We start from the raw sequence: 11,776 nt of genomic DNA, 5'->3' as shown, positions 1-11,776 counted from the left end.
GCCATGAGTGCTGCCATCCTGTCCATCGGTACCGAGCTCACCCGCGGGGAGATCGTCAACACCAACGCGAGCTGGCTCGCGGAATCCCTCACCGCGCTGGGGATGGAAGTCACCGCCATGGAGGTGGTGGCGGATCATCGCGCGACCATCGTGGAAACGCTCCATCGCCTCAGCGCCAGCCATACGCTGCTGGTGTGCACCGGTGGCCTCGGGCCCACCACGGACGACATCACGAGCGAGTGCGTGGCGGAGGTGCTCGGCGTTCCGATGCAGCGCGACGACGCTTCTTTGGTGGCGATCAAGCAGCGCATGGCGCGCTTCGGTCGCAGCATGGCGCCCTCCAACGAGAAGCAGGCGGACTTCCCTCGCGGCGCCACGGTGCTGGCGAACCGCAAGGGCACGGCGCCCGGCTTTCACGTACAGCTCGGCCACGCGAACGCGTTCTTCTTGCCGGGCGTTCCCCGCGAGATGAAGACGATGTTCGAGGAGCACATCGCTCCCGAAGTGCCGCCGCTGGTGGGCGAGTCGCTCCACCAGGTGCGTCTCAAGACCTTCGGCATGACCGAAAGCGCGGTGAACGACAAGCTCGCCGGCATCGAAGGCGCCCACGACGTGGTGATCGCCTACCGCGCCCACTTCCCCGAAATCGAGGTGAAGGTCTTGGCTAGAGCGGCGCGGAAAGGGGACGCGGAGTCGCGGGCGCGGGCGGCGGCGAACGTCGTACTCGAGCGGCTGGGTCCGGACGTGGTGTACGCCGAAGGCGACGTCACCTTTGCGCAAGCGCTGGGCGCTCTGCTCCTGGAGCGGAAGATGAAGCTTGCCACGGCGGAGTCGTGCACCGGCGGCCTGGTCGGCGAAATCCTCACCGAGCGCGGCGGTTCCAGCGAGTTCTACGCCGGCGGCATCGTGGCGTACGAAAACTCCGTCAAGGAGCAGCTGCTCGGGGTGCCCGCGCCCATGCTCGCGCAGTACGGCGCGGTGAGCCCGGAGGTGGCACGCGCGATGGCGGAGGGGGCCCTGCGCGTCGTGGGCGCAAACGTCGCGGTCGCCTTCACCGGCATCGCAGGCCCCGGCGGCGGCACTCCGGAAAAGCCGGTGGGCACCGTGTGCTACGCCGTGGCCACCCGGGACGGCACCGTGGATCGTCAAATGGTATTTCCCGGCTCTCGCACCCAGGTGCGGCAGCTGGCGGCCTTCGCGGGGCTCGCCCTCGTGCGGAGCGTCCTCCGTCGCGGTCTCGACGCGTGAGGCTCTTCTTCGCGCTCCCCCTCTCTGCCCAAGACGTCGCGCCGCTCTTGGAGTCCCAGAAACGGATGCGCGCGGTCACGTCGCGCCTCGCTCCCCGCTTCGTCAAGGCCGACCAGCTGCACCTCACGCTGAAGTTCCTGGGCAACGTCGATCGCCTCGATGAGCTCAGGGCGGCACTGCGGCAGGTGACGGCCCCCGCCCTGGAGACACGCTTCACGGGCCTCACCGGGTTCGCCTCTCCGTCGCGAGCACGCGTGCTCGTCGCCGAGCTCGCCGACCCGGACGGACGGCTCGCTGCGTTGGCCAGCACGTTGGAGGAAATCGGCACAGCGGTGGGCGTCCCCCGCGAGCGCCGCCCGTTTCGTCCCCACGTCACGCTGGCTCGCATCAAGCACCCCGGGAACGCTCGCGCGCTGCTGGAAGCCGGTGCCCTCGAGCCCTACGCGGTGCGTTTCACGGAGCTGGTGCTGTTCGAGTCCCAGCTCTTGGCGTCCACAAGCCGCTACACGCCGCGAGAGCGTTGTGCCCTGGGGGCGGAGTGATCGTAGGATGCGCCCTCACGTGAAGAAGCTCCTCTGGCTCTGCCTCTGTATCGCTCTCCTCGGCTGCACCCACGAGGTCGAGAAACCTTCGCCGGAGGTGCAAGCCCGCGTCGCCCACGGCAAGGCGCTCTACCTCCGCATGTGCGCCGTGTGTCACGGCAGCGAGGGGCAAGGCTACTGGGCGGACCAGGCCCCCGCGCTGGCCCAGCCCTATTTCCAGGCCTCCGTCACGGATGAGTTCTTGCGCACCGCCATCACCCATGGGCGCACGGGCAGCACCATGTCCGCCTGGGGACGCGAGCGCGGTGGACCGCTTTCGCCCGCGGACATCGACGCCATCATCGCCTTCTTGCATACGTGGAAACACACGCCTCCCGCACGCCTGAACGAAGCACCGCTCGGCGGGGACGTTTCCAAGGGACAGCGCGTCTATGAAGCGCGATGCCAAACGTGTCACGGCCGCCGCGGCAACGGCGGACCGAACGTGAGCGTCGGCAATCAGGAGCTGTTGTCGACGGCGAGCAACGGCTACCTGCGCTTCGCCATCGAGCACGGTCGTCCGGGCACGGTGATGCCCGCGTTCAAGGACACGCTGCGCAAGGACGAGATCGAAGACGTCGTCGCGCTGCTCCGGAGCTGGCACGTGGTGCGCAATCCCATCGCGCGGCGTTTCCAAAAGCCCGTACGTCCGCCTCCGCTACCGCTGGGCCCGGTGCCCTTGAATCCGAAGGGTCCACCGCCCGCCGGCTTCAAGAAGTTCCCGGATCTCACGCCCCTCGCCGTGGTGAAGCGCGAGCTCGATCGCGGTGCGCGCATGGCGCTCTTGGATGCGCGCGCACCGACGGACTACACGCGCGAGCACATCGCCGGCGCGGTGAGCGTTCCGTTCTACGATCCCGATCCCTACGTGGAGAAGCTGCCCAAGGACACTTGGCTCGTCTGCTACTGCTCGTGCCCGCACGCGGAATCGAGCTCCCTGGCGCGAGCGCTCCAAGGCAAGGGCTTCGACAAGGTCACCGTCTTGGACGAAGGACTCAACGTTTGGCACCGCAAGGGGTATCCGATCCACACCGGGGAGCAGCCCTGAAAACGCGCATTGGTTGCGCCCGTGGGGTTCCGTCCCACCGTGGCGATCGGCGTCAGGGCCGGAGTTTTGACGCCATCTCAGGGACTTAGCGGCACGCCCGCCAACCCCTGAGCAACGCCTCCAGCTCCTCAACCTCCAGCAAAGAAGCTTCCGCTCCAATCCCTGCGCAAAGCTTTCGCCCCGGGTGCAGAGGCTGCGCCCTCAAGCTGCCGCGTCAGATGCCGTCGCAAGAGCGTCACAACATCCATCATGGACCCGAAAAAGGGTGCCTCCACGATATTGACGCGACTCTCTGATCCTTCTACTCCAGACCCTTGGGAAGGAGCGGCGAACCATCATGACGATATCCCGCTATGCATTAGTTGTTTTTTCAGCGCTCGGCTTGGTCGCCGCAGCGTGTTCAGGATCCGACGGGGCCGACGGAAAGCAAGGTCCCGCTGGAAGTGACGGGGCTCCGGGTGCCACAGGCGCTACGGGTCCGACCGGTGCCACGGGCGCCACTGGCCCCACGGGCGAAACGGGTCCCACGGGCCCGGGTGGCTCCGGGGCTGACGGTGGAGTTCCGGAAGGCGGACTCACTGCGAGCTGCCTCGGTCCCTGCCACGGCTTCGGCGGCATCGTCGAGCAGTGGAAGACCAGCACCCACTACTCCACCTACGTCGCAAACCTCGGTGGCGACGAAGTCGAGACGTGGACGGGCGAGCGTTCCTGCGGCCTGTGCCACGCTGTCGACGGCCCCGAGCAGCGCATTGCCGGCAACATCACTTATACCGGCACTACCGGCCCGGCCAACGCGGCGCTGGGTCAGATCAACTACCTGAACTCCACCAACAGCAAGGTTGGCGAAGCCAACTACGGTGGCCAAGCCAAGGTGGCTCAGGTCGGTTGCAACACTTGCCACGACGCTTCGGGCAACGATCCGCACGCCACTGGCGCCGAGTACACGGCAGGCAGCTTCCCGCTGCGCGTCCCCAGCGGCGCCACGGACGAGGTCTACCTGGAGAAGAGCTCGGCGGCAGCCACGGCGGACGGCACCAAGGCCGGCGCCTACACCAAGGGCAACACCTGCATGTTCTGTCACAAGTCCCGCAAGGACGTGACGGACTACATCTCCGGTGCCGTGACCTTGACCAGCGTTCACTGGGGTCCCCACGAGGGTCCGCAGGCGGACATCTACACGGCCAAGGGTGGCTACCACTTCACGGGCCTGACCTACGGCTCCTCGGTGCACGGGGATCCGGCTCAGTTCGCAGATGGCTGCGTCAAGTGCCACATGCCCAAGGTCGCCGGCAACATGAACATCGGCGATCACTCGTTCCACCCGCAGCTCTCGGTGTGCGTGACCTGTCACAACGGCGCCACGAGCTTCGACGTGAACAGCGGTGTGTCGCTCGTTGGATTGCTGCTCCAAGAGCTGCGTGAACAGCTCAACTCCAAGGGTTGGCTGACCCGTGACGAGGCCGCTCCGTACGGCGCTATCGCTGGCTCTCAGCTGACGGACTCGGATTACGCTCTAGACGAGCCGCGCCCGGGCAGCCCGCAGATGACACAAGACGAGGCTGGCGCTCTGTACAACTACATCCTCGTCGCTCGCGGTGCCGCTGGCGGCATCCACAACCCGAAGTACACCAAGCAACTCTTGTTCGATTCGATCAAGACGATCAAGGGATCCGCCCCCTCGGCGCTCCCGATTCGCCCGAACTGAATCGTTCGTAGAGAACCTCCCAAAAACGGCAGTGCCCCCTCCACCCGCAAGGGTCGAGGGGGCGCGGCTTTTTGTGGGTCCGTCAGGGACGGGGTTCGCGGCGAACCAACATCAGGCGTGGACTTCGGGGGCAGAGCCCGTGCTCTTGGGCGCCACGGACCCGGCCTTGCGCGAGAACGTCAAGCCGGCGTCTCCGCGGTCCACCAGCACGGTGTCGCCCGGAGCCAGCTCGCCGGCGATGACCTGACGGGCGAGGCCGTCTTCCAGGTGCTTCTGGATGGCGCGCTTGAGGGGGCGCGCGCCGAACTGCGGATCCCAGCCGACCTCCGCCAGGAAGTCTTCTGCCGCGGTGGTGACCTGCAACGTGAGCTCCCGCGCGGCCAGGCGGCGCCGGAGGTGACCGAGCTGGATCTCGACGATGTTCCGGATCTCCTCGCGCCCGAGCCGACGGTACACGACGATCTCGTCCAACCGGTTGATGAACTCCGGACGGAACGCTTGGCGCAACGCCTCCATGCTCTTCCGCTTCATGAGCTCGAGCTTGTCGTCGTCGTCCAGGTCGCGGCGCTCTTCGATGGCGGCGAGCTCCGCGGTGCCGATGTTACTCGTGAGGATCACCACGGTGTTCTTGAAGTCCACGGTGCGGCCCTGCCCGTCCGTGAGGCGTCCGTCGTCCAATACCTGGAGCAGAGTGTTGAACACGTCCGGGTGCGCCTTCTCGATCTCGTCGAACAGGATCACGCTGTACGGCCGGCGGCGCACGGGCTCCGTGAGCTGGCCGCCTTCGTCGTAGCCCACGTACCCGGGAGGAGCGCCGATCAAGCGGCTCACGGCGTGGCGCTCCATGTACTCGCTCATGTCGATGCGGATCATCGCCCGCTCGTCGTCGAACAAGAACTCCGCCAGCGCCTTGGCCGTTTCCGTCTTGCCCACGCCGGTGGGACCCAGGAACAAGAAGGAGCCGATGGGCCGCTGATCGTCGCCGAGCCCCGCGCGGGAGCGGCGCACGGCGTTGGCCACCGCGATGAGAGCGTCGTCCTGACCCACGACGCGGCGGCGTAGGTTCTGCTCCATCTGGAGCAGCTTCTGCATCTCGCTCTCGAGCATCTTGCTCACCGGCACGCCGGTCCACTTGCTCACGATCTGAGCGATGTCCTCGTCGGACACTTCTTCTTTGAGGAACGAGCCCTTCTCCTGAACCTGAGCGAGGTTCTGGCGCAGGGTTTCGATGTCCTTCTCCAGCGTGGGCGCCTTGCCGTACTGGATCTCCGCGGCCTTGCCGAGATCGCCCTTGCGTCGCGCCTGCTCCTCTTCCAGCCGGAGCTCCTCCAGCGCCACTTGCTTGTCGCGCACGGCGGAGATGATCTCCTTCTCGCGGAGCCACTGGGCGCTCATCACGTCCTTCTGCTCCGACAGCTCCGCCACTTCCTTCTTCAGCTCGCCCAGGCGCGCCTTGCTGGCCTTGTCCTTCTCCTTGGAGAGGGCCTGTTCCTCGATCTTGAGCTGGAGCAGCTTGCGCTCCACCTGATCGATCTCCAGCGGCATGCTGTCGATCTCCATCTTGATCTTGCTGGCTGCCTCGTCCACGAGATCGATGGCCTTGTCGGGCAGGAAGCGATCGGTGATGTAACGGTTCGAGAGCACTGCCGCGGCCACTAGCGCGGAGTCCTGGATGTGAATGCCGTGGTGCGTCTCGTAGCGCTCCTTCAGGCCACGAAGGATCGCGACGGTGTCCTCCACCGTGGGCTGGTCGACCATCACCGGCTGGAACCGCCGCTCCAGCGCGGCGTCCTTCTCGATGTGCTTGCGGTATTCGTCCAGCGTGGTGGCGCCAATGGCGCGAAGCTCGCCTCGGGCCAACGCCGGCTTGAGCATGTTGGCCGCGTCCATCGCGCCCTCCGCGGCGCCGGCGCCCACCAAGGTGTGCAGCTCGTCGATGAACAGGATCACCTGGCCGCCCGAGGACTCCACCTCCTTGAGCACTGCCTTCAGGCGGTCCTCGAACTCGCCGCGGAACTTGGAGCCGGCCACCATGCTCGCCAGGTCCAGCGCCAAGATGCGCTTGTCCTTCAGGCTCTCGGGCACGTCCCCGTTGGCGATGCGATGCGCGATGCCTTCGGCAATGGCGGTTTTGCCGACGCCGGGCTCGCCAATGAGCACGGGGTTGTTCTTGGTGCGGCGCGACAGCACCTGCATCACGCGGCGGATCTCTTCATCCCGGCCAATGACCGGATCGATCTTGCCGCGGCGGGCCAGGGCCGTGAGGTCCCGCGTGTACTTCTCCAGCGCCTGGAACTTCCCTTCCGGGTTCTGATCCGTGATGCGCTGACTGCCCCGCACCTCGGCCAGGGCATGCATGAGCTTGTCGTAGCTCACGCCGTGGCGATCGAAGACGGCCTGCACGTCCTTGTCGCTCTTGGCCGCGGCGAGCAGGAAGTGCTCGACCGAGACGTAGTCGTCCTTCAGCGCCTTGGCCTCGTCTTCCGCTCGGCTCAACAGCGGCACCGCGCGTCGAGAAAAGCTCGGTTCCGCGCCGCCGCTGACGTTCGGCAAGCCCTCCACTCGCTGGCTCAGGTCCTTGGCCAGCGCGTCCGGGTTCGCCCCGATTTTCTGCACGATCGGCCCGCCGATCCCGTCTTCTTGGTTCAGGATCGCGACGAGCAAATGCTCCGGAATCACCTCCGGATTGCCGCGCTTGGTGGCGTCGTCGATAGCGGCGCGAAGCGCCTCTTGGCTCTTGGTCGTGAGTCGGTCCATACGCATGCTGTCACCCCTATCCGCGTGGTTCCGCGGGGCTCCAGCAAGTTAAGTCGAACCTGGGTCACGGCAACCCCACCCAAAAGCAGACCGCCAATGGCCGTCACCCCCCGTACTGTTCATTTTGCCGGTCCGCCGCGGAACCTCACGTTCCGGCCCACCTCGGCGTCACGGGCAGAAGTCGGGCTCGCTCGCCGGGTAGTAGCAGAGGTCTTTGGAAGTGCAGCATTCCTCTCCAGGGTGCGTGCAGCGGTACTTGCCGTCTGCGTTGCACGCGAACTTCCCCGGAGGCAGTCCGACTTGTCCGGAGTCCTCACCCCCATCCAATTGACCGAAATTGCCACCGCTTCCGGTCGCGTCTGCGGCGCTTCCGTCCGAAGTGCTTCCCCCGGTGCCAGCATCTGCCGCCCCCGGTTTCGTATCATCGCTAGACGAGCATCCAACGGCCGTAACCGCGATGCAGGCGGTAAACCACCACCACTTACTCATCGACACACACTCCCTGTCCGCTTTGGCCAGCAAAATCGATCTGCTTGCTACAGAGTAAGTCACTCGTCAGCCAGACCGACACGCACCTGCCCACGTGGCACTTCAGTGAAGCGGGCGCAGGGCCTGATGCGCAATTCCATGAAGAGTAGCAACCGTCCGCCACGCCGCGCTTCGCGTTGTTCTCGACCCAAAGGCAACCCGCGTCGCAGCAATCCGCGTGGGTGGTATGGCCATGGCACTCGCTGAGATCGACGATGGGGTCGTTGGAAACACGTCCACCACAGCCGCCAAACAGGGCGATTGCCACGACGGACAGCATTGTGCACGCGACTACTGCAGATGCACTTGAGCGTACCCGACGTCTGGCAGGGTCCCGCCGAAGCAGTCTGGAGCACCTTGCGGCCATGACACTATTACCTTGTAGTTTCCCGGGACAGTTACTTCGTACTCGAAGCCCTCGTTGGTATCTTGGACCGACTGAGAGTTTGCGACGTACGAGAAATGCCCATTCGCTTCTTCTCGCACCAAGTGCAGGTCGAAGTCCGCCGACACGGGACTCGGCACGGGACCAGAAGCTTCATCAGGGCACCCATCGAAGGAAATGGTAGCACGGATGCGACCGCTAGAAATGCCGTCCCATCCAGACCCGATCTCTCGCCATCGCCGCGTCGCATCGCCGGGTCCCGACTGATAGTCGGCTAGCGACGTCGCGACGTGAGTGCCCGGCACGGCCGAGTATGCCGAAGGGTAGAGCTCACCGTCGGGTAGGCCCAGTGTCCCATCGTTTTCCGTATCAATCGTCAACTCGCCAAATGAGCCGTCGAGCCCAGGTTCGCAGAACGCCACGAGGTTCCGCGCGTCGACAAAGCCCGCGCCATCCTGCGCGTCACTTGATGGGTCAGGCGTTGAATACGGATCGCCTTCGATGTTGATGAAAGCGGACGTTCTGAACAGCGCGCGCAGAGTCTTCTCTCCGGCATACCCCTGGTACTGAGGCTCGCACTGCTGCCGCCACAACAGTGCCATGGAAGTGATGGCGGGTGCCGCCACACTCGTGCCCGTCGCCCGCTTCCACGCCTCAGGTTGCGATTCGTCCGCAACACACACACCCTCTTGTGGAGCGCCAAGCAAATCGTATGCTCCGCCGAGAGCAACAACATCTGGCCTTTCACGGTCACTTGTGTAGTTGCTCGTGCTTTGGGGCTCCGTCATGTTCTTGGCGGAGTCCACAGCACCCACGCAAAGGCTATTTGCCGTCCACGGGCAACCAGCTGTTGTTTCCCGCGCTGTCCCACCGCTTGATTGTCGCGGAGAGCGCCCGCGGGCGACCGGTGGATTCCCGGATTGCGGGGCAGGGTTAGAGGCAAGGGAGCATGGTTTGAATGCAGGAAGCCCGGCGGCTAATGCCGCCGGGCTTCCGTCGTAGCGGAGCGACAGGGCGGTCAGAAGGGGATGTCGTCGCGGTGAGCGATCATGTCGTGGAGCGAGCCGAGGTAGTCAGTGACGGCGAGCTGGAGCGCGGTCGACAAGGCGGTGATGGACTGCGCTTGTCGCAACATCGAGTCGCCGGATGCGAGGGACAACGGGTCGCGCGGAAGGCGCGGGTGGCGGCTCTCGAGCGCCGCCGAGAGGGTCTGCCGTGCGGCGCAGGTGACCGCCGCTGCGCCGAAGATGGGGTCCTCGATCATGTGGCAATGGCGGATGAGCCTGGGATTCATCACGACACCTCCGCCATGGCAGCCTGGACCTGTTCCGCGGCGACAGCCTTGGTCTTGGCGAGCGCGGCGGCCATGAGAGCGTGGTGGGCAACGAGGTTGACCTTGCGGGGCAATCCGCTGCTTGCCTGGTAGAGCGCCTCCTGGGCTGCGGGCTCGAAGAGCGGCAGCTCGGTGCCGGCGAGGCGCAGGAGGTGTGCGAGGTAGGGGCCGAGCTCGTCGCGAGAGAGACCGGCGATGTGTGCGCGGACGACGACGCGCTGGGAGAGCGCCTCATGCACGGCCATGCCGAGCCTGCGCCGGAGCTCGGGGTGACCGACGAGGAGCAGGCAGAGGCGGTTGTCGGAGTCCATCGAGTAGTTGGTGAGCAAGCGCAGATCCTCGAGCACGTCGCTGCGCAGATGATGGGCCTCGTCGACGATGAGCAAGGGCTTCTGGCGCGCCTCGCCCGAGAGGCGCGTCACCTCGGCGCGGATCTGGCGGAAGAGTGCGGCGCGGTTGCGCTCGGTGGGCAGGCCGAATTCCCAGGCGATGGTCTTGTAGAGGTCCATGACGTTGCCCGTGGAGAGCGAGACGTACAGAACGCGGTGCAAACCGGCGTGCAGTCCAGCGACGACCTTTCGACAAGCGGTGGTCTTGCCGCTGCCGCTCTCGCCGGTGACGATGCCGATGCCGCGTAGATCCAGCAGGTGAGCGAGGCGCGCCTCCAACTCGCGGAGGGAGCCGGAGGGGAACAGCTCGTCGGGCTCGATGGCCTTGCCGAAGGGGTGGCGGGTGAGGCCGAAATGCTTGCGGTACATCACTTCACCGCCTTGTCGTCGTCGGCCGCGTTGGACTGGAAGTCGCTCATGCGCAGACCCTGTGCGGGAGGGTCGGGCGGGGTGTCGGCGACGGGCATGCGGCGGTCGCCGTTGCGACGGACGAAGCAGTTGGCGTAGGCATCGACGCGCTTGGCGAGCTGGATCTGGCTGCCGCGATGCCACACCTGGACGTTGCGACGGTCGCGGGGACGGGAGGGGTCGTAACGGAGCACGACGGTGTCGCCGACGAGCACGGCGTCGACCTCGTAGACGACACCATCGAGGGAGACGGTGCGGTCGGACTGCACCCGGCGTTTCTGCTCGAACAGGAACAGGTCGGCGACGCCTGGGTCGGCGAGGCGCACGTCGCTGGAGCGGGCTGCCCAGCGGTCGGCGGGCGCCTCGCCGTCGAGACCGCGGTGGGGGCTCTGGTGGTACTCGCCCTCGATCCAGGCCCAGAGGCGGCGATTGAGCGCCTCGATGGACTTGGTGTCGTCGGCGCCGAGTTGCACGAGCAGGCTCATGCGTACCGTGCGGAACCAGCGCTCCATCTTACCCTTGCCCTGGGGCGTATAGGGGCGGGCGTGGATGAGGGTGACGCCCAGCTTGGCGCAGACGAGGGCGAGGTGGCGCGAGCGGAAGGCAGCGCCGTTGTCGACGTACAGGCGCTTGGGGATACCGCGGCGACGGATGGCTTGCTCGAACACCGGCAGGAACGCCGCGACGCTCTCGCTCGGCGCGAAGCTAGCATAGGGGACGATGCGCGTGGCGTCGTCGATCATCGCGAGCAGATAGCTCTTGCGCTGTCGCCCCTCGATGCGCACGGAGGGGCCGTGCATCACGTCGCTCATCCACAGCTCGCCGGCCTGGTCGAACGAGAAGCGCCGGCGGTCGTTGCTGGTCGGCTCCCCCGGCTTCTTCTGCATCAGGCCTGCACGCGCTAACAAGCGGTGCACGGTGGACGGTGCGAGCACGACGTCGTCGGGTATCCGAGCGAACCTCGAAACGTGCTCGATCACGAGCGCGACGCTGAAGTCGGGATGCTGGTCCTTGGTCTCGCACAACACGTCGGCGACGCACTGCGGAATGGCGCGTGCCGAGCCTCGATCCTTGCGAGCCTTGGGTAGCAGAGCGTCGAAGCCGCCGCGCCGATAGTCGCGCAGCCAGCCGCGGATCGTCTCCGCCTCGACGCGGCGCCGGAGCGTGCCGGGGATGTCCCACTCCCGCGCGGCCTTGTCGCGCAAGAGCGCGTACAAGCCGCGGTGACCGGGCTCGAGGTGGATGAGGTCGGCGATCACGCCGTACCGGAACAGAGCGATCTGTTGGCGGCGCTCCGCATCGGCCTGCTCGTGCTCGCTGAGGGTGATCGGCGGCGCACCATGGGTCCTGGGCGGTCGGGGCTTTTCTGTTGTCATGGTCTGCTCCTGGGTGTG

General features: G+C 66.1%; 9 protein-coding genes. 4 read left to right on the top strand and 5 right to left on the bottom strand.

The window, feature by feature from the left end:
• Positions 1 to 3 precede the first annotated feature (3 nt).
• From H6717_34485 to H6717_34470, 4 genes are all read left to right on the top strand, one after another.
• Entirely contained in the window at positions 4 to 1,248 is a 1,245-nt protein-coding gene (locus H6717_34485; GenBank protein ID MCB9582193.1) for a competence/damage-inducible protein A, read from the top strand.
• Complete coding sequence (thpR, locus tag H6717_34480; protein ID MCB9582192.1) at positions 1,245 to 1,790, top strand: RNA 2',3'-cyclic phosphodiesterase; 546 nt, start codon at positions 1,245 to 1,247, stop codon at positions 1,788 to 1,790. The genes H6717_34485 and thpR overlap by 4 nt, the downstream gene beginning before the upstream one ends.
• A 19-nt stretch (positions 1,791 to 1,809) precedes the next feature.
• Positions 1,810 to 2,877 (top strand): c-type cytochrome, encoded by a 1,068-nt coding sequence (locus tag H6717_34475; protein ID MCB9582191.1) that lies wholly within the window; start codon positions 1,810 to 1,812, stop codon positions 2,875 to 2,877.
• A gap of 382 nt (positions 2,878 to 3,259) precedes the next feature.
• On the top strand, positions 3,260 to 4,582 hold the full coding sequence (locus H6717_34470) for a hypothetical protein (GenBank protein MCB9582190.1): 1,323 nt from the start codon (positions 3,260 to 3,262) through the stop codon (positions 4,580 to 4,582).
• Between the two features lie 111 nt (positions 4,583 to 4,693).
• Here the strand turns inward: H6717_34470 and clpB are convergent, their stop codons facing one another.
• The 5 genes from clpB to H6717_34445 all read right to left on the bottom strand — a co-directional run bounded on the left by clpB (position 4,694) and on the right by H6717_34445 (position 11,758).
• Entirely contained in the window at positions 4,694 to 7,345 is a 2,652-nt protein-coding gene (clpB, locus tag H6717_34465) for an ATP-dependent chaperone ClpB (protein ID MCB9582189.1), read from the bottom strand.
• An 813-nt stretch (positions 7,346 to 8,158) separates the two neighbouring features.
• Positions 8,159 to 9,274 (bottom strand): S8 family serine peptidase, encoded by a 1,116-nt coding sequence (locus H6717_34460; GenBank protein ID MCB9582188.1) that lies wholly within the window; start codon positions 9,272 to 9,274, stop codon positions 8,159 to 8,161.
• Positions 9,271 to 9,546, bottom strand: coding sequence for a hypothetical protein (locus H6717_34455; protein ID MCB9582187.1), 276 nt, complete (start codon positions 9,544 to 9,546; stop codon positions 9,271 to 9,273). Before H6717_34455 ends, H6717_34460 begins: the two co-directional genes overlap by 4 nt.
• Positions 9,546 to 10,343 carry an AAA family ATPase gene (locus H6717_34450; GenBank protein ID MCB9582186.1) on the bottom strand — a complete coding sequence of 266 codons (798 nt, stop codon included), beginning with the start codon at positions 10,341 to 10,343 and terminating at the stop codon, positions 9,546 to 9,548. Before H6717_34450 ends, H6717_34455 begins: the two co-directional genes overlap by 1 nt.
• Positions 10,343 to 11,758 (bottom strand): DDE-type integrase/transposase/recombinase, encoded by a 1,416-nt coding sequence (locus H6717_34445; GenBank protein MCB9582185.1) that lies wholly within the window; start codon positions 11,756 to 11,758, stop codon positions 10,343 to 10,345. The genes H6717_34450 and H6717_34445 overlap by 1 nt, the downstream gene beginning before the upstream one ends.
• Positions 11,759 to 11,776: the final 18 nt, after the last annotated feature.

This window comes from Polyangiaceae bacterium, assembly GCA_020633235.1.
GTDB lineage: Bacteria > Myxococcota_A > Polyangia > Polyangiales > Polyangiaceae > JACKEA01.
This window is presented reverse-complemented; position numbering and strand designations above follow the sequence as displayed.

Coding starts and splice junctions, on each gene's coding strand:
- H6717_34485 (MCB9582193.1), top strand. CDS start 4: ATGAGTGCTGCCATCCTGTCCATCGGTACCGAGCTCACCCGCGGGGAG.
- H6717_34455 (MCB9582187.1), bottom strand. CDS start 9,546: ATGAATCCCAGGCTCATCCGCCATTGCCACATGATCGAGGACCCCATC.
- clpB (MCB9582189.1), bottom strand. CDS start 7,345: ATGCGTATGGACCGACTCACGACCAAGAGCCAAGAGGCGCTTCGCGCC.
- H6717_34445 (MCB9582185.1), bottom strand. CDS start 11,758: ATGACAACAGAAAAGCCCCGACCGCCCAGGACCCATGGTGCGCCGCCG.
- H6717_34450 (MCB9582186.1), bottom strand. CDS start 10,343: ATGTACCGCAAGCATTTCGGCCTCACCCGCCACCCCTTCGGCAAGGCC.